Source organism: Amycolatopsis sp. NPDC051102, from assembly GCF_040682815.1.
Lineage (GTDB): Bacteria > Actinomycetota > Actinomycetes > Mycobacteriales > Pseudonocardiaceae > Amycolatopsis.
On record NZ_JBFBBT010000004.1, the window covers coordinates 435,749 to 453,319 of the forward strand.

Sequence of the window (17,571 nt, forward strand, 5' to 3'; positions counted from 1 at the left end):
CCGTCATCCGGTCTTCTCCGCGACTCGCAACCGCGTCACGGTGCCCCCCAGCGGGGCGGGAAGGATCAGGGGCCCGGCGCCCGGGACGAGCGCGCCGAGCAGCCGCGGCCCGCGCGCACCGGTCGCCGACGGAACCGTACCCGGCACGCCGCACCAGGTGAGCCACCCCAGCAACGCGGTGAGGTACGCCTCCTTGCCGGCGCCCGGCAGCCCGAAGTCGTCGCTGGTCTTCAGCACGGACCCGCTTAGGTTCCGGGCCAGCGCCGCCATCAGCGCCGGGTTCCGGACCCCGCCGCCGGAAGCGACGACGGTCGCGACGCCGTGCCGGCGGCACTGGCCGGCCACGGTGACGGCGGTCAGCTCGGTCAGCGTCGCGAGCAGGTCGCCGGGCGCCGACGGCGTCAGGCCGGCGAGGGCGGCGTCGAGGTAGGGCGCGTTGAAGTGCTCCTTGCCGGTGGATTTCGGCGGCGCGGCGGCGAAGTAGGGGTCGGCGAGCAGCCGGTCGAGCAGGTCCCGGCGCACCGAGCCGCCGAGCGCGAGCCGGCCGTCGACGTCGCTGTGCCGCCCGGTGACGCGGTGGGCCGCGAGGTCGAGCAGGGCGTTGGCCGGCCCGGTGTCGAAGGCGATCGCCGGCGCGCCCGCGGCGACGACGGTGATGTTCGCGATGCCGCCGAGGTTGAGCGCGGCGACCGGGTGGCCGGCCTCCTCCGCGAGGCCGCGCAGCCACAGCTGGTCGAGGGTGCTCGCCAACGGGGCCCCGTGGCCGCCCGCGGCGACGTCGCGGGCACGCAGGTCGGCGCACACCGGCAGCCCGGTGCGTTCGGCGATCCACGCGGGCTGCCCGAGCTGGAGGGTGCCGCGGACCGCGCCGTCTTCGACCCAGTGGAACACCGTCTGGCCCAGCGACGCGACGAGATCGGCGGAGCCGCCGGCGAGGTCTGCGGCGCCGCGGACGGCCGCGTCGGCGAACGCCTGCCCGACACCGGTGTCCAGCCGCGTCAGCTCCCCGGCGGTGCAGGGGTTCGGCGGCAGCGCGGCGAGCAGGGCTTCCCGCAGCGGTTCGGGGTAGGGGACGTCGAGCTCGCCGAGCGGGGTGAGCACGATCGTGCCGTCCTCGGCGTGCAGGTCGGCGGCGGCCACGTCGATCCCGTCGAGCGACGTGCCCGAAATGAGCCCGATCACCCGGAAGCCGTGGCTCGCGCTTTTCCCCATCCGGAGGGGTTTAGTGGAGCGTTGCCTGTGACGCAACCCACGTGGTGAAGTCTTGGCCCAATCGGGATCGAAGTGGTGATGAATTGCCTGTGCGGACGGGGTGTCCGGTGCGGGTGGGCGCGGATGAAAGGATGGGTCCGTGTCGAGCACCTGGTTCCTGTTCGTAGTCGTCGCCGTCGTCGTGCTGGTCGCCCTGCTGGTGACCGGCCTGCTGGTCGCCCGCAGGCGGCGGATCAGCCTGGACGCCCAGCGCGAGGTCGAGGACAAACCGAAGGGCGGCTCGTACGCCGCCAGCGGGGGCATCGCGCTCGCGCCGGGCGGCACAGCCGAGGCCCCCGTGGCCGAGCACCCGGTCGAGGACCGGCCCGAGGTCGACGGCCAGCCGGCCGTCGGCGACGACGCGGCGGTGCCGCGCGACTCGGCGCAGCGGACGGTCCGGGACGTCAAGCTGCCGGACGCCGAGGTCGTCGAACCGGCCCCGGTCGCCGAGCAGATCGAACCGGCGGCGGGCCGCATGGAGCGGCTGCGCGGCCGCCTGACGAAGTCGCGCTCGATGTTCGGCACGAGCCTGCTGGGCCTGCTCGGCGCGGGCGACCTCGACGAGGACTCCTGGCAGGACGTCGAAGACACGCTGCTGATGGCCGACCTGGGTGCGGCCACCACGAACCAGATCGTCGAGCGCCTGCGTGACGAGCTTTCCCGGCGCGCGGTGCGGTCGTCGGCCGAGGCGCGCGAAGTGCTGCACGAGGTGCTGACGGCGCAGCTGTCCACCGACGGCCACCGCGCGGTGCGCGCGCTGCCGCACATCGTCGACGGCAAGAAGCAGCCCGCGGTGGTGCTGGTCGCGGGCGTCAACGGCACGGGCAAGACGACGACCACGGGCAAGCTCGCCCGCGTCCTGGTCGCCCAGGGCGGCACGGTGCTGCTGGGCGCGGCGGACACGTTCCGCGCGGCGGCGGCCGACCAGCTGCAGACGTGGGCCGAGCGCGTGGGCGCGGAGGTCGTCCGCGGCAAGGAGGGCGCGGACCCGGCGGCGGTGGCGTTCGACGCGGTCAAGCGCGGCGTGGACACCGGCGTCGACGCGGTCCTGGTCGACACCGCGGGCCGCCTGCACACGAAGACGGGCCTGATGGACGAGCTCGGCAAGGTCAAGCGCGTCGTGGAGAAGCAGGCGAAGGTCGACGAGGTGCTGCTGGTCCTCGACGCGACCACGGGCCAGAACGGGCTCATGCAGGCCCGGGTGTTCGCCGAGGTCATCGACGTGACGGGGATCGTGCTGACGAAGCTGGACGGCACGGCCAAGGGCGGCATCGTGTTCCAGGTCCAGAAGGAGCTGGGGGTGCCGGTGAAGCTGGTCGGCCTGGGCGAGGGCCCGGACGACCTGGCGCCGTTCGAGGCGGGTGCCTTCGTGGACGCCCTGCTCGGCTAGGTGATCCGCCGCCGGCTCGGCCATTCGTAGACCGCCGAACCTCGCTTCAAGGCGTTGGAGTGGGTCATGCACAACCCGTTCTTGCCGAACGCGCTGACGGGGAAGGCGCACTGCGGTCCGAAGCGGGACATCGCGGCCCGGCACTTCGAGCCGAGCGGGAATCCGGCCGCGTTCCGGTGGGCGGCGTGGGCGGCGAGCCTGGCGGTCAGCGCGGCCGGGATCGCGCCGCCGGGGGCGGCCGGGAGCTGCCGCGGGGTCGTGCCCGGCGGGGCCGGCACGAACGGGCTGGTGCCGTCCGGTGCCTGCAGCCCGAGCTTCCGGAGGAGCTTCGTCGTCGGTGCCTCGGTCGCGATGGTGAGCCGGTCGAGCCCGCTGCTCGCGACCCAGTGGCGGACCCAGCCGACGCCGTGCAGCACCGGCTTGCCGCCGAGCTCCGCGGGCGGGTCGAGGACCAGGGCGCTGATCAGGTAGTCGTCGCGGGGCAGGGTGAGGTGCGCGGTCTCGCCGAGCACCATCGGCACGGTCACGCCCGCCGTGCGCTCGCCTTCGCGCGGCGCGGTCTGGAACGCCAGCAGCACCGGCCGCCGTCCGGCGAGCGTGGCCCGCACGGTGATGTCGACGTCGCTGGTGACGTCGCCCAGCCGGTGCCGCCGCGGCTCGGCCCGCGGCGGGAGCGGCGGCAGGACCACCTGCCGGGGCCCGTCGAGCAGCCGGTCGATCCCCCGCTCGGCGAGCCGTCCTACGATCGCGGCGCCGGCCGTCTGCCCCAGCCAGATGAGCGACATGGTGAACGGTTCGGGCACTTCGTCTCCCCTCCTCAGGCACGTGCTGTGCAGACAGACGCTCCCGGCCCGCGGTTTGATACCTAAATCCGGAACAGCGGCGTCCCGTCGGGCCTCCGCAGGCCCAGCTGCAGCATCACCGGCGCCGACGGCCGTCCCGCCGGGATGAGGCACGGGGACGTTCCGTGGGCCGCCACCGTGAGCCGGGACCAGCCGATGCCCTGGAGGGTGCGGCGGGCCGGGTCCACCACCATCGCCGCGCCGAAGTAGCGGCCGCCCGGGACGGTGATGCGCGCGGTGTGGCCCAGCACCACCGAGAACGCCGTGCCCGTCCGGCTGCCGTCTTCCTGCAGCGTCAGGATCACCGGCGTCCGCACCTTCGCGGCGGTGTGGTGGCGGACCATGATTTCGACCGTTCCCGGCGCGCTCTTCGCCGGACGCGGCCACGTGGGGGGTTGCGGCGAGCCGTCGAGCGCGCGGTCCACGAGCCGGTCCAGCAGGTTCGAAGCGGCGCCCTGGGCGAACCAGGTCAGTGCGCCGCCGGTGTGCGGGTCCATGCGGTCCTCCGGCGATATTCGGATGACGGCGGCGGGCGCACGAGCGCAGAATCCGGGCATGCCCGGTTGACGCTCGCGTGCCCCTCCTCGTGACAGACGCTCCGAAGCCGTCGTTCGCTACGAGAGAGGACCCATCATGACCGCCATCCACGGCGACCGGGTGCGGCTGCGCCCGATCGGCGCAGCGGACCGCGCGCGGATGCGTGAAGTCCTGGCCACCCCGGAGGTCGCCCGTTGGTGGGGCGACCCGGACCGGGAGACCGAAGGCCTGTACGAGGTCGAAGAGGGCTACACCGTCTACGTGATCGAATCCGGCGGCGAAGTCGTCGGCCTGATCCAGAGCTGTGAGGAGCTGGACCCGCAGTACCGTCACGCGGGCATCGACATCTCCGTGCACCCGGCCTTCCACGGCCGCGGCATCGGCACGGACGCGATCCGGGCGCTGGCCCGGCACCTGTTCGCCCAGGGCCACCACCGGCTGACGATCGACCCGGCCGCGTCCAACGAGACGGCGATCCGGGTGTACACGAAGGTGGGCTTCCGCCCGGTGGGGGTGCTGCGCGACTACGAACGAGCTCCGGACGGCACCTGGCACGACGGGCTGCTGATGGACCTGCTGGCGGGGGAGCTGAGCTGAGTCAGTCCTTGTCGATGACCTGCTGAAGCAGCCGGCTCATCTGCTCCACGCTGACGTTGATCTTGGTGAACCCGCTGCGCATCTCGGGCCTGAGGTCGACGATCTCCCTGCCCTGCTCGATCTGCGTCTCGCGCAGCGCGTTCAGCACCTGGGTGTGGCCGTTCAGGGTCTGCTTGAAGTCGGAGACATCACGATCCGCCGTGCCGGCGAGAATGCGGGCTGCCGCGGCGTCGTGCCGGGACTGCTGCACCTGTTCCTCCAACGCGGTCACGCGGGCTTCGAGGTCTTCGAGGCTTGCCATGCCGCCGACTTTACCGGCGCCCGGCTCGCTCGCCGCACGGGGGTCACTTTGTGTCACCTAGGTTCACCCGCTGTCACACTTGCGCGACGGCCTGGGACAGGCTAGCGCCGAGGGCGTCCGCGACCCGCTGCACCGCCGGGGCGATGTGCGCCACCGCCTCGGCGGTCAGCCGTCCCGACGGCCCGGACACCGACACCGCCGCCGGCACCGGCGCGCCCGGCACCGCCACCGCGACGCACCGGACGCCCAGCTCCTGCTCCGCCTCGTCCAGCGCGTACCCCTGCGACGCGATCCTCGACAGCTCGACCGCCAGCGCGTCCGGATCCGTGAACGTGTGCTCGGTGTACGCCGGCATCCCGGTCCGGCCGAGCAGCTCGCGGACCTCCGAATCGGGCAGGTGCGCCAGCATCGCCTTGCCGACGCCGGTCCCGTGCGGCAGCAGCCGCCGTCCGACCTCGGTGAACATCCGCATCGAGTGCTTCGACGGCACCTGGGCCACGTACACGACTTCGTCGCGCTCCAGGACCGCCAGGTTCGCCGTCTCGCCGACCTCCTCGACCAGTTCCGCCAGCAGCGGGCGGGCCCACGCGCCGAACTGCATGCTCGCGTTCTCGCCCAGCCTGATCAGGCGGGCGCCCAGTGCGTAGCGGCGGTTCGTGTTCTGGCGGACGTACCCGAGGTCGACCAGGGTGCGGATCAGCCGGTGGATCGTCGGCATCGGCAGCCCGGACAGCGTCGCCAGCTCCGACAGGCTGGCCTCGCCGCCGGTGTCCGCGAGGTGTTCCAGCAGCTCGAAGGCGCGCTGCAGGGACTGGACGCCGCCGTCGCGACCGTTCTTCTCCGCCGGCACGGTGGCCCTCCTTACGTCGGCGTTGAGCTTCCGCTATGCAGAAACTATAGTCCGGCTGGTAGAAAACCGTAGGGCCGTTATCCAAAGATCCGAACCCTCGAGGTGTTTCCCCATGTCTTCTGAAGTCCAGGTGCTGGGCGACCCGGTCGAGCGCGGCGACGAGATCCTCACGCCGGAGGCGCTCGCCTTCCTCGCCGGCCTGCACGACGCCTTCGCCGGCCGCCGCGACGAGCTGCTCCAGGCGCGCGGCAAGCGCCGCGAGGAGGCCCGGACCACCGGCCGGCTCGACTTCCTGCCCGAGACCGAGGAGATCCGCGAAGGCGACTGGCAGGTCGCCGGCGCGCCGCCCGCGCTGCGCGACCGCCGCGTCGAGATCACCGGGCCGACCGACCGCAAGATGACCATCAACGCGCTCAACTCCGGCGCGAAGGTCTGGCTCGCCGACCTCGAGGACGCCAACACCCCGCACTGGCACAACGTGGTGTCCGGCCAGGTCAACCTGTACGACGCCATCCGCGAGACGATCACGCTGGAGAGCGGCGGCAAGAGCTACGCGCTCAAGGACGACGTCGAGCACGCCACGATCGTGGTCCGCCCGCGCGGCTGGCACCTGCCCGAGAGCCACCTGAAGTTCGGTGACCGCGAAGGTGTCGGCGCGCTCGTCGACTTCGGCCTGCACTTCTTCCACAACGCGGCCGAGCTGCTCAAGCGGGGCAAGGGCCCGTACTACTACCTGCCGAAGATGGAGAGCCACCTCGAAGCGCGGCTCTGGGACGACGTCTTCACCCACGCCGAGAAGACCCTCGGCATCGAGCACGGCACCGTCCGCGCGACCGTGCTGATCGAGACCATCCCGGCCGCGTTCGAGATGGAGGAGATCCTCTACGAGCTGCGCGAACACGCGTCGGGCCTCAACGCGGGCCGCTGGGACTACCTGTTCAGCGTGATCAAGTACTTCCGCGACGCGGGCGAGAAGTTCGTGCTGCCGGACCGCAACTCCGTCACCATGACCGCGCCGTTCATGCGCGCCTACACCGAGCTGCTGGTCCGCACCTGCCACAAGCGCGGTGCCTTCGCGATCGGCGGCATGGCCGCGTTCATCCCGAGCAAGGACCCCGAGGTCAACAAGGGTGCCTTCGAGAAGGTCCACGCGGACAAGTCGCGCGAGGCCGGCGACGGCTTCGACGGCTCCTGGGTCGCGCACCCGGGCATGGTCGAGCTCTGCAAGGAGGAGTTCGACAAGGTCCTCGGCGAGAAGCCGAACCAGCTCGACCGCACCCGCGACGAGGTCAGCGTCACCGCCGACCAGCTGCTCGACGTCGCTTCGACGCCGGGCGGCGCGACGGCGGCCGGCCTGCGCGCCGCGGTCGACGTCGGCGTCCGGTACATCGCGTCCTGGCTGGGCGGCAACGGCGCGGCGGCCATCCACAACCTGATGGAGGACGCGGCGACCGCCGAGATCTCGCGCTCGCAGATCTGGCAGTGGGTCAAGAACGGGACCACTTTGGACAGTGGCGACGTCGTGACGTCGGAGCTTGTGCGCGGGGTGCTCGCGGACGTCCGCGGCGAGCTGGCGGGCGAGCTCAAGCCGGAGCTGCTGGAGCCGGCCGTGGAGCTGTTCGAGCAGGTCGCGCTGGCCGAGGAGTTCCCGGACTTCCTGACCCTGCCGGCCTACGAGCGGATCAAGTAGGTGCGGCTGCCCGAGGACGTCTACGACGCCGCCGACGCGCGCCTGGCTGCGGCCGACGCGCGCGTCGCGGCGTCGTACCCGGGGGATCGGCCGGGACGGCAGCCGGTGCACACGGTGTACGTCCCGGCGTCGCAGTACCGGACGCGCCTGGTCGCCGACTGGGGCAAGCAGGCGATGCGGGTCTTCATCGAGCACGGCGACCTGCTCGGCCTCGACGACGGCGGCTACGAACGCGTGCGGGCGAAGCTGCTCACCGAGCCGATCGAGGACCTCCGGATCGACTTCGAGGACGGCTACGGCCGCGTGCCCGACGACGTCGAGGACGCGGCGGCCCTGGCGGCCGGCCAGACCCTGGCGACCACCGGCGGGACACCGTTCTGCGGCATCCGCTTCAAGAGCTTCGAAGCGGCGACGCGCCGGCGGGGCATCCGCACGCTGGACCTGTTCCTCACCGGGCTGTTGGACAACGGGCCGCTGCCGCCCGGCTTCGTCGTCACGCTGCCGAAGGTGACGGCGGTCGAGCAGGTGTCGGTGGCGGCGGAAGTGCTGGCGCGCCTGGAATCCGCGTACGGGCTCACCTCGGGAACCCTGCGCTTCGAGGTCCAGATCGAGACGTCCCAGTCCATTGTGGACGTCGACGGGACGCTGGCGGTGGCGCGGATCGCGCAGGCCGCGGCGGGCCGGTGTTCGGGGCTGCACTACGGGACGTACGACTACAGCGCGGGCCTCGGCATCGCGGCGGCGTACCAGAGCATGGAGCACCCGGCGGCGGACCTGGCCAAGGGCCTGATGCAGGTCGCGGCGGCGGGCACCGGAGTCCGCCTTTCGGACGGCTCGACCAACCGCCTCCCGATCGGCGACGCGCTGCCGGCGGCGTGGGCCGAGCACCTGCGGCTGGTCCGCCGGTCGCTGGAGCGCGGCTTCTACCAGGGCTGGGACCTGCACCCCCACCAGCTGCCGACCCGCTTCGCGGCGACGTACACGTTCTACCGGTCCGGGTTCCCGGAGGCGGTGGAGCGGTTGCGCGCGTACGCGGAGAAGAAGGCCGGAGGTGTGCTGGACGAGCCGGCTACGGCGCAGGCGCTGGCGGTGTACCTGCTGCGGGGCCTGGACTGCGGGGCGCTGGACGAGGGCGAGCTGACGTTCGGACGGCCGGAGCTGGAGAAGTACGCGCACCGGCTCGCGTGACCAGCGGCTGAGTGGGCGCTCGCCGGGAGCGCCCCCTCAGCCGCTGGTCACGGCCGGTTTCAGGACGGCAACCGGCCGGGGTGTTCCGGTCGGTGCGCGATCACGGCGACCACCGTCAGCAAGGCGAGCTGACCGGCGATCGTCCCGGCGGCCGCCCACGCCGGAAGAGCGGCCGAAGCTGCCCTCGACGTCAGCGTCGGACCGAGGACCGCGCCGAGCACCACCAGCACGTCCAGGACCGTGGTGAGCAGCCGGCGGGTCTGGCTCGACGGCACTGCCATCTCCGCCTTCACCTCCGACGTCTCGATCCGGACGTGTGCGAACCGGGTCGGGAGGTCGTCCCGCGCCGGCTCCCCTTCGTGAGGTGCGGACGGATCCGCACGCTCCATTTCGGCACCCATGCTCGTGCCCGTTCCTTTCCGGGCCCGGCCGGGCGTCCGCGGCGGCACGCCGGCCGGGGACCACTTTTCGTGGCCGCGGCTCGCGCCGCGGCCGGTTACCGGCCGGCGATGCGCCGCCTTCCCCTCGCAGGGCCGCACTCCGCCATCCGGTTCCCTGCTGTGCGGAAGCGTGGTCCGGCTTCCCGGCCCGTTCGCATGAAAACGGGTTCGCAGCAGGCGCCTTCGACTGTAGAGGGCCGGCCCGGGCGGATGCAACACCGCTTTGCTGCAAAAAAGGTGGGATTTCGGTGGCGTTCCTGCCATCATTGCGTCGTGGCTGAAGACAACCCGGTGGGCCGGGTCAACGTGGCGTTGATCGCCGAAGCGGCCGATGCGCTGGCGAAGCTGCAGGAGCGCACCGGCCTGAAGAAGGTCGACCTCGTCAACCGGGCCCTGCTGGTCTACGAGTTCGTCGACGCCGAACTCAAGGCGGGCAAGCAGGTCCTGGTGCGCGACCAGGACGGCCGGGACCAGCTGGTGAAGATCTTCCTCTAGTCACTCGCCGAGCCGCGCCCGGTCGGCGGCCGACCGGCCGGCGTGCCAGCCCTCGGCGCTGCGCACGGCCACCGACTTGCCCACCACCTCGGGGAACAGCGTGGTGAACGCCGTGTTCACCTTCAGCTCGTGCGAGGCCAGCACCGGCAGCAGCCGGTCGGTGTCGGGCATCTCCGTGAGCGTCGCCGCGGCTGCCTGCTCCAGGCGCTCGCCGATCCGGGTGGCGTAGGAGACCAGGAACGACTTCCGGAACGGCCGGGACCGCCCGGCCGGATCCGCGATCATCGCCCGCGTCGCCTGGACGAGCAGGGACGTCGTCAGCAGCGCGACCGCGTCCAGGTCCGCCTCGTCGCCGACCACCGTCACGAACTCCCAGCGCGGGTCGTACACCGCGCGGCAGCGGTTGGCCTTCGCCACCACGTGCACCAGCAGCGACTTCGCGTCGGTGTACGGCGTGTCGAGCCAGATCCGGCGGGACGAAGGCAGCTCGGGCGCGGCCTCCAGCAGCACGCGGTCCAAGGCGTGCCGGGTCATGAGTTCCTGGGCCTTCGCCGACAGGGCCTCGGCCTCCTCCGGGAACGACGTCGACTCGGCCTTCGCCAGCAGCGCCCGGACCCGGCTCAGCTTCTTGTCGTCGACGCCGTGGTGCGCGGCCGGCCGGGGCTGCGCTGCCGTCACCGGGAGGGTCAGCAGCAGGCCCAGGGCTTCGACCACCGCCGTCACCGCTTCGGCCGGCGTGAGGATGTGCTTCGCCGCCCACTGCACCAGGTGCGGCTCGGCGCCGGTCCACCACCGGACGCCACCCTCCTCGGCGAGGGCGTCGAGCACGTAGGAGGCGGCGAACTCGTCGAGGCGGCGGGTCGCGGCCTGACGCAGGTCCTCGGGCGGCCAGCCGCCCCGGCGGACCCGGCCGAGCAGGGGCTGGGCGGCCAGCTCCGCGCCCCGGGCCAGCTCGGCAGGCAGCTCGAAGCCCGGGGCGAGCCACCGTCCGTCGTCCCCGGCCTGGGCGGCGGTCAGCAGCGCGCCGGCGAAGCCCTCGGCCGTCGCCGGCAGCGGACCGCGGGGTGCGCGTTTCTGTTTGCCCACCTCGCCGAGTCTGCCGCAGGCCGGTCAGCGCAGCCGGGGGAGGGCGTCGCGGGCGAAGTGGCTCAGCGTCCGCAGGTCTTCGGCGAACCGCTCGCGGTGGCCCTCGGGCAGGGGGCGGAAGAAGAACTGCTCGATGTTCTCCACGTGCAGGCGGCTCGCTCGCACGGTGGTCTCCTCGCCGAGGGCGGTCAGCCGCACCAGCTGCACGCGCCGGTCGCGCGGGTCGGCGGTGCGGGTCACCAGCCCGAGCGCCTCCATGCGGTCGACGAGCCGGGTCGCGCCGCCGGTGGTGAGCACCTGCTCCTGGGCGATCGAGCGCATGGTCAGCCCGTCCTCGCCGGCGCGGCCCACGATCAGCAGCACCTCGTACACCAGGTGCGTGATCCCGCACTCGCGCTCCAGCGCCCGGCCGAGCAGGTATTCGAGCCGGTTCGCCGCGCCCTGCAGCCGCCCGAAGGCCTGCACGCGGGCGTCGTTCGCCGCCTGCCGGGCCGAAGTGATTTCGGGGTCCACCCCCTCATCCTCCCGCCTGCTCGCCGGCGCGCAACGCGAGGTAGACGTCGAGCTGGTCGGTGAACTCCGTCAGGTCCGCCCCCAGCAGCTCGCCCGCGCGGCCGATCCGGTAGCGCAGCGTGTTCACGTGGACGTGCAACGCCTTCGCCGCGCGCGTCGGCGAGCCCGAGCACTCGAGGAACACCCGGACCGTGTGCACCAGATCCGTGTGCTGCTCGGCGTCGTAGGCCAGCAGCGGGCCGAGGACCCGGCGCCGCAGCGCCGCGCGCAGCCCGTCCGGCGCGCCGGCCAGCAGCAGCTCGTGCACGTCCACCTCGCCCGCCGGGACGGCCACCACCCGGCCCGGGCGCCGCGCCGCGACCGACACGGCGTACCGCGCGCTCTCCGTGGCCTCGTCGCGCGGGCCGGGATCGCTGACGCCGCAGAGGATCCGCGTGGCACGCAGCAGTGGTTCCACAATGGACAGTTCGGCCGTCGGCGGCCGGCCAGCGGTCGCCGCGAACGCCGTGTCCCCGGCGGATTCGAGCACGACCGCGTCCGGGAGCCACTCGCTCAGGACGTCCCGGCTCTCGTTGCTGCCTTCGGTCCGCAGCGCCACCACCCACACGTCGTCGGGCAGCGGCGCTTCGATCCGGGAGGCCCGCGCCCGCGTCACCCCGACCAGGCCCGCGAGTTCCTCGGTCAGCTCGGCCTGGCCGGTGCTCAGCGGCCCGCCGGCGGCGACCAGCCACGGCACCGCGTGCCGCCCCTCGACCGGGACGACCGTCAGCGGCCCGGGCTCGCGCGCCGCGTACCGCCGGACGACGTCCTCGGCCGGCAGCGGCAGCGGCGCGGTCCCGGCGATCACCCGGCCCAGTCCCGACAGCACCCAGCAGGGCAGCCCGAGCTCCGCCGACGCGCGCTCCAGCAGCGTCTCGACCGGCGCTTCCGCCGCGGCCTGCAAACGTTTGCGGGCGCTGTCGGACGCCGCCGCCAGCGCGAGCACGACCTGTTCGGTGATCACCGAGAACGACAGGTCCGTGGGCACTTCCAGCAGCGGGATCCGGTGCCGGACGCAGGCGTCGACCACGTCGTCCGGGATGCCGCCGGAGTCGGCGCCGGACGCGGCCAGCGCCGCCGCGCCCGAGCGGGCCAGCGCCGCCACGAACGGCTCGGCGTCCCCCGGCGCGCGCCACCAGAGCAGGCCGGACAGCACCAGCTCACCGGCCGACAGGTACCGTCCGGGGTCGGGCAGCTCCGTGACGTAGATGCGCGTCACCGGCCGGTCGAGCAGGTCGGTCCCGGCCCGCGGGCGCAGCCGCAGCCCGGGCAGGCCCAGCAGAGTTTTCACGGTCGTCATCAGGGTTGTAGGAAAGCACAAACGCACCCGGATCCGCTCCTGTGCGTTTCATGCGTGGTGCCGTTGCCGCCCGGCGGTGATCCGTCGTCTACTGGTCTATCGCCCTCACGAAGGAGCACGCCCGTGGAGTTCCTGCGTCCTGCGACGCTCGCGGAGGCCCTGGCCCTCAAGGCCGCGCGGCCGGACGCCGTGCCGATCGCCGGCGGCACCGACGTCATGGTCGAACTGAACTTCGACCACCGGCGCCCGGCGGCCCTGCTCGACCTCACCCGGGTGGCCGAGCTGACCGCGTGGTCCACATCGGACGGCACGGTCCGGCTCGGCGCCGGTGTCCCGTACAGCCGCGTCATCGCCGAACTGGGTGCAGCCGTCCCGGCGCTGGCCATGGCGTCCCGCACGGTCGGGTCCCCGCAGATCCGCAACCGCGGCACGGTCGGCGGCAACCTCGGCGCCGCCTCCCCGGCCGGTGACACCCACCCGGTGCTGCTCGCCCTGGACGCGCAGGTCGAGGTGGCCTCCGTGCGGGGGACCCGCCTCCTCCGCGCGGAGGAGTTCTACGTCGGCGTGAAACGCCACGCCCTCGCGCCGGACGAGCTGATCACCGCCGTCCACCTGCCCGCGCACGCCGGGCCGCAGCAGTTCGCCAAGGTCGGCACGCGCAACGCCATGGTCATCGCGGTCTGCTCGTTCGCGATTTCGCTCCGGCAGGGCGAGGTGGGCGCCGCGATCGGCTCCGCCGCCCCGACTCCGCGCCGCGCCCGCGAAGCCGAGGAGTTCCTCGCCGCGGAGCTGCCGTGGGGCTCATCGGAACCGCTGGCGGACTCCCTGAAGCGCCGCTTCGGCGAGCTGGCCGGCGCGGCCGCCCAGCCGATCGACGACGTCCGGGGCAGTGCCGCGTATCGGAAGCACGCGCTGGGGGTACTCGCGCGGCGTACGTTGACCTGGGCCTGGGACGAACACCGGACGGGAGAGCGCGCATGCGCCTGAATGTCACCATCAACGGCGAGCCGCGGCAGGCGGACGACGTCTGGGAAGGCGAAAGCCTGCTCTACGTGCTGCGCGAGCGGCTGGGGCTGCCAGGCTCGAAGAACGCCTGTGAGCAGGGCGAATGCGGGTCCTGCACGGTCTACCTCGACGACGTCCCGGTGTGCGCCTGCCTGGTCGCGGCCGGGCAGGCCGAGGGCCGCGTGGTGCGGACGGTCGAAGGACTGGCCGACGGCGACGCACTGGACCCGGTCCAGCAGTCCTTTGTGGACGCGGGTGCGGTGCAGTGCGGGTTCTGCACGCCGGGCCTGGTCGTGGCCGCGCACGACCTGCTGAACCGCGTCCCCGACCCCTCCGACGAGGAGATCCGCGAAGCGCTGGCCGGCAACCTCTGCCGCTGCACCGGCTACGAGAAGATCCTCGACGCCGTGCGCGCCGTCGCGGCGGGCGCTTCCGGAAAGGACACAGTCGCGTGAGGACGCTCATCAGCGGAGCCGCCGTCGCCACGGTCACCGGCGAGGAGTACGCGAACGGCCACGTCGTCGTCGAGAACGACCGGATCGCCGAAGTCGGCGAAGGCGTGTACACCGGCGAGTTCGACGAGCGCGTCGACGCCTCGGGGTGCCTGGTCACGCCGGGCCTGATCAACACCCACCACCACCTCTACCAGTGGGCGACCCGCGGGATGGCCGCCGACCACACGCTCTTCGAGTGGCTGGTCGCGCTCTACCCGGTCTGGGGCCGCCTCGACGCCGAGATCACGCACTCCGCCGGCACCGCCGGGATGGCGCGGCTGGCGCTGACCGGCTGCACGACCGTCGCCGACCACCACTACGTCTTCCCGCGCGACGGCGGCGACCAGCTCGCGGCGCTGGCCGCGGCCCGCCAGCGGATCGGCGTCCGGCTGCACGTCGTGCGCGGGTCGATGGACCGCGGCGAGTCCGACGGCGGCCTGCCGCCGGACAACCTCGTCGAGTCGACCGAGGACGCCCTGACCGGCACCGAAGCGGCCATCGACCGCTTCCACGACGACTCGGCGGGAGCCCACCTGCAGATCGCGGCGGGACCGTGCTCGCCGTTCTCGGTCACCGAGCGGCTGATGTCCGGCGCGGCCGAGCTGGCCCGGCGCAAGGGCGTCCGCCTGCACACCCACCTCGCCGAGACGCTCGACGAAGAGCGCCAGTGCCTCGCCGAGGCCGGCTGCACCCCGGCCGAGTACGCCGACAAGCTCGGCTGGCTCGCCGACGACGTCTGGCTCGCGCACACCGTCCACCTCGCGCCGCAGGCGATCCGCCGCTTCGGCGCCACCGGCACCGGCTCGGCGCACTGCCCGACGTCCAACGGCCGCCTCGGCGCCGGCATCGCCCCGGTCCGCGACCTGCTCGACGCGGGGGTCGCGGTCGGCCTCGGGGTCGACGGGGCCGCCTCCAGCGAGTCCGGTGGGCTCGGCGAAGAGCTGCACCAGTCTTTGCTGCAGGCCCGCCAGCGCGGCGGCCCGCACGGCCTGACCACGCGCGAAGCGCTGTGGATGGGCACGATGGGCGGCGCGCGCTGCCTCGGCCGCGCCGACGACCTCGGCTCCCTCGAACCCGGGAAGCTCGCCGACCTCGCCGTCTGGGACCTCACCGGCCTGAACCACGCCGGCATCGCCGACCCGGTCGCGGCGCTGGTGCTCGGCACCACGCCGCCGCTGCGCCGGCTGTTCGTCGGCGGCAAGGCCGTCGTCGAGGACGGCACCCTGCGCGAAGCCGACGAGGCCGCCATCGCCCGCGAGCTGGCCGCCGCGAGCGCGAGACTGCGGGAGGACCGATGACCACCACGTCCGTCACCACGCCGACTGCGAACGGCATCGGCGCTTCGCCGCGCCGCCCCGACGGCACGGTGAAGGTGCGCGGCGAGTTCGCCTACTCCTCGGACCTCTGGCACGAGGACATGGTGTGGGGCGTGACCCTGCGCAGCCCGCACCCGTACGCGCGGATCACCGGCATCGACATCGCCGAAGCCCTCGCGGTCCCGGGCGTCTACGCGGTGCTGACGCACGAGGACGTGCCGGGCCTCAACCGCTACGGCCTCGAGCACGCCGACCAGCCGGTGCTCGCTTCGGACGTCGTGCGGTACCAGGGCGAGCCGGTGGCACTGGTCGCCGCGGACCACCCGGAAACCGCGCGCCGCGCGATGAAGCGGATCCACGTCACCTACGAAGAGCTTTCTCCGGTGACGGACTCCGAAGCGGCCGTCGCGGGCGAAGGGCCTTCGCTGCACGAAGGCGGCAACGTCGTCCGGCACGTGAAGATCCGCCGTGGCCCGCAGGACGTCTCCGCCGACGTCGTCGTCTCGGGCGTCTACGAGGTCGGCATGCAGGACCAGGCCTTCCTCGGCCCGGAGTCCGGGCTGGCCGTGCCGGACACCGAAGGCGGCGTCGACCTGTACGTCGCGACGCAGTGGCTGCACGTCGACCAGCAGCAGATCGTCGCCGCGCTGGGCCTGCCGGTGGAGAAGGTGCGGCTGACGCTCGGCGGCGTCGGCGGGGCGTTCGGCGGCCGCGAAGACCTGTCGATGCAGGTGCACGCGTGCCTGCTGGCGCTGCACACCGGCAAGCCGGTGAAGATGGTCTACAACCGCGAAGAGTCCTTCTACGGCCACGTGCACCGCCACCCGGCGAAGATGTACTACGAGCACGGCGCCACGCGCGACGGCCGGCTCGTGTACGTGAAGACGCGGCTCTTCCTCGACGGCGGCGCGTACGCGTCCTCGACCGGTGCGGTGGTCGCGAACGCCGCGACCCTCGGCGTCGGACCGTACAAAGTGGACAGTGTGGCGGTGGACTGCTGGGGCACCTACACCAACAACCCGCCGTGCGGCGCCATGCGCGGCTTTGGCGCGGTGCAGGCGGCGTTCGGCTACGAGTCCCAGATGGACAAGCTCGCCGAGGCGTGCGGCCTGGACCCGGTGGAGGTCCGCGTCCGCAACGCGATGAGCGAAGGCGACCTGATGCCGACCGGCCAGGTCGTCGACGCGGAAGCGCCGGTCGCGGAACTGCTGACCCGCGTCCGGGAGATGCCGCTGCCGCCGGAGCGGCCGTTCGACCTGCGGCACATGCCGGGCGGTGTCTCCAACACGACGCACGGCGAAGGCGTCGTCCGCGGCGTCGGGTACGCCGTCGGGATCAAGAACGTCTGCTTCTCCGAGGGCTTCGACGACTACTCGACCGCGCGGGTGCGGCTGCAGCTCGTCGGCGGGGAACCGGCCGCGACCGTGCACACCGCGGCCTGCGAGGTCGGCCAGGGCCTGGTGACGATCATGCAGCAGATCGTCCGCACCGAACTGGGCGTCGACCAGGTGACGGTGCTGCCGATGGACACCTCGATCGGCAACGGCGGCTCGACGTCGGCGTCGCGCCAGACCTACGTCACCGGCGGTGCGGTGCAGGCCGCGTGCGCCGCGGTGCGGGCGCGGCTGCTGTCGCGGTTCGACCAGCGGGTGCGCGTGGCCGGCGGCAAGCTCGTCGCGGCCGACGGCCAGGTGGTCGCCGACCTCGCGGACGTCCTCGGCGACGACGTCTACGACGAAACCGCGGAGTGGCGGCACCGGCCGACGACCGCGCTGGACCCGGAGACGGGACAGGGGACCGCGCACGTGCAGTACGCCTTCGCCGCGCACCGGGCCGTCGTCGACGTCGACACCGAGCTCGGCCTGGTCAAGGTGGTCGCCCTGGACTGCGCCCAGGACGTCGGCAAGGCACTGAACCCCCAGGCCGTGCTGGGCCAGATCCAGGGCGGCTCGGCGCAGGGGCTGGGGCTCGCGGTGATGGAGGAGATCCAGACCTCCGGCGGGAAGATCCGGAACCCCTCCTTCACCGACTACCTGATCCCGACGGTCCTGGACATGCCGCCGATGCGCATCGACGTCCTGGAGCGCCCGGACCCGCACGCGCCCTACGGCCTGCGCGGGGTGGGGGAGCCGCCGACGATCTCGTCGACCCCGGCGATCGTGGCCGCGATCCGGGCCGCGACCGGGCTCGCGCTCACCCGCGTCCCGGTGCGGCCGGAGCACCTGACCGGCACCTGA

At 73.0% G+C, this 17,571-nt stretch carries 18 protein-coding genes; 9 read left to right on the top strand and 9 right to left on the bottom strand.

Features of this window, described 5'->3' with window-relative positions; translation table 11 throughout:
* Positions 1-3 precede the first annotated feature (3 nt).
* A complete protein-coding gene (locus AB0M93_RS16430) occupies positions 4-1,212 on the bottom strand; it encodes an anhydro-N-acetylmuramic acid kinase (RefSeq protein ID WP_364273952.1) in 1,209 nt (402 codons plus the stop codon).
* Positions 1,213-1,351: 139 nt separating this feature from the next.
* Between AB0M93_RS16430 and ftsY the strand changes: the two genes are divergently transcribed.
* Positions 1,352-2,641: a signal recognition particle-docking protein FtsY gene (gene ftsY, locus AB0M93_RS16435; protein ID WP_364273955.1), complete on the top strand. Its 1,290-nt coding sequence runs from the start codon at positions 1,352-1,354 to the stop codon at positions 2,639-2,641.
* Here the strand turns inward: ftsY and AB0M93_RS16440 are convergent.
* Both AB0M93_RS16440 and AB0M93_RS16445 read right to left on the bottom strand, forming a co-directional pair.
* Complete coding sequence (locus AB0M93_RS16440; protein WP_364273958.1) at positions 2,638-3,444, bottom strand: hypothetical protein; 807 nt, start codon at positions 3,442-3,444, stop codon at positions 2,638-2,640. The genes ftsY and AB0M93_RS16440 overlap by 4 nt on opposite strands.
* A 62-nt stretch (positions 3,445-3,506) precedes the next feature.
* Entirely contained in the window at positions 3,507-3,980 is a 474-nt protein-coding gene (locus AB0M93_RS16445) for a hypothetical protein (RefSeq protein ID WP_364273961.1), read from the bottom strand.
* A gap of 136 nt (positions 3,981-4,116) precedes the next feature.
* On the opposite strand from AB0M93_RS16445, the gene AB0M93_RS16450 reads away from it, so the two are divergent.
* Complete coding sequence (locus AB0M93_RS16450; RefSeq protein WP_364273964.1) at positions 4,117-4,617, top strand: GNAT family protein; 501 nt, start codon at positions 4,117-4,119, stop codon at positions 4,615-4,617.
* A gap of 1 nt (position 4,618) precedes the next feature.
* Here the strand turns inward: AB0M93_RS16450 and AB0M93_RS16455 are convergent, their stop codons facing one another.
* Both AB0M93_RS16455 and AB0M93_RS16460 read right to left on the bottom strand, forming a co-directional pair.
* Entirely contained in the window at positions 4,619-4,918 is a 300-nt protein-coding gene (locus AB0M93_RS16455) for a hypothetical protein (RefSeq protein WP_364273967.1), read from the bottom strand.
* Between the two features lie 73 nt (positions 4,919-4,991).
* Positions 4,992-5,768 (bottom strand): IclR family transcriptional regulator, encoded by a 777-nt coding sequence (locus AB0M93_RS16460; RefSeq protein WP_364251433.1) that lies wholly within the window; start codon positions 5,766-5,768, stop codon positions 4,992-4,994.
* Between the two features lie 112 nt (positions 5,769-5,880).
* On the opposite strand from AB0M93_RS16460, the gene aceB reads away from it, so the two are divergent.
* Together aceB and AB0M93_RS16470 are read left to right on the top strand one after the other, a co-directional pair.
* On the top strand, positions 5,881-7,458 hold the full coding sequence (gene aceB, locus AB0M93_RS16465) for a malate synthase A (RefSeq protein WP_364273970.1): 1,578 nt from the start codon (positions 5,881-5,883) through the stop codon (positions 7,456-7,458).
* Positions 7,459-8,646: an aldolase gene (locus tag AB0M93_RS16470; protein WP_364273973.1), complete on the top strand. Its 1,188-nt coding sequence runs from the start codon at positions 7,459-7,461 to the stop codon at positions 8,644-8,646.
* A gap of 59 nt (positions 8,647-8,705) precedes the next feature.
* Here the strand turns inward: AB0M93_RS16470 and AB0M93_RS16475 are convergent, their stop codons facing one another.
* Complete coding sequence (locus AB0M93_RS16475; RefSeq protein ID WP_364273976.1) at positions 8,706-9,047, bottom strand: hypothetical protein; 342 nt, start codon at positions 9,045-9,047, stop codon at positions 8,706-8,708.
* A 312-nt stretch (positions 9,048-9,359) separates the two neighbouring features.
* On the opposite strand from AB0M93_RS16475, the gene AB0M93_RS16480 reads away from it, so the two are divergent.
* Complete coding sequence (locus AB0M93_RS16480; protein ID WP_364273978.1) at positions 9,360-9,581, top strand: hypothetical protein; 222 nt, start codon at positions 9,360-9,362, stop codon at positions 9,579-9,581.
* Here the strand turns inward: AB0M93_RS16480 and AB0M93_RS16485 are convergent, their stop codons facing one another.
* The 3 genes from AB0M93_RS16485 to AB0M93_RS16495 are packed head-to-tail and all read right to left on the bottom strand — an operon-like array spanning position 9,582 to position 12,519.
* Complete coding sequence (locus AB0M93_RS16485; RefSeq protein ID WP_364273981.1) at positions 9,582-10,667, bottom strand: DUF2786 domain-containing protein; 1,086 nt, start codon at positions 10,665-10,667, stop codon at positions 9,582-9,584.
* Between the two features lie 24 nt (positions 10,668-10,691).
* The gene (locus tag AB0M93_RS16490; protein WP_364273984.1) at positions 10,692-11,180 is read right to left on the bottom strand and encodes a MarR family transcriptional regulator; all 489 of its coding nucleotides are present in this window, start codon (positions 11,178-11,180) and stop codon (positions 10,692-10,694) included.
* Positions 11,181-11,184: 4 nt separating this feature from the next.
* Positions 11,185-12,519: a PucR family transcriptional regulator ligand-binding domain-containing protein gene (locus AB0M93_RS16495; RefSeq protein WP_364273987.1), complete on the bottom strand. Its 1,335-nt coding sequence runs from the start codon at positions 12,517-12,519 to the stop codon at positions 11,185-11,187.
* A 123-nt stretch (positions 12,520-12,642) separates the two neighbouring features.
* Here AB0M93_RS16495 and AB0M93_RS16500 point away from each other — a divergent pair, with 123 nt between their 5' ends.
* The 4 genes from AB0M93_RS16500 to pucD are packed head-to-tail and all read left to right on the top strand — an operon-like array spanning position 12,643 to position 17,571.
* Entirely contained in the window at positions 12,643-13,506 is an 864-nt protein-coding gene (locus AB0M93_RS16500) for an FAD binding domain-containing protein (RefSeq protein ID WP_364273990.1), read from the top strand.
* The gene (locus AB0M93_RS16505) at positions 13,497-13,979 is read left to right on the top strand and encodes a (2Fe-2S)-binding protein (RefSeq protein ID WP_364273993.1); all 483 of its coding nucleotides are present in this window, start codon (positions 13,497-13,499) and stop codon (positions 13,977-13,979) included. Before AB0M93_RS16500 ends, AB0M93_RS16505 begins: the two co-directional genes overlap by 10 nt.
* Positions 13,976-15,316: an 8-oxoguanine deaminase gene (locus AB0M93_RS16510; protein WP_364273996.1), complete on the top strand. Its 1,341-nt coding sequence runs from the start codon at positions 13,976-13,978 to the stop codon at positions 15,314-15,316. The genes AB0M93_RS16505 and AB0M93_RS16510 overlap by 4 nt, the downstream gene beginning before the upstream one ends.
* The gene (pucD, locus tag AB0M93_RS16515) at positions 15,313-17,571 is read left to right on the top strand and encodes a xanthine dehydrogenase subunit D (protein ID WP_364273999.1); all 2,259 of its coding nucleotides are present in this window, start codon (positions 15,313-15,315) and stop codon (positions 17,569-17,571) included. The genes AB0M93_RS16510 and pucD overlap by 4 nt, the downstream gene beginning before the upstream one ends.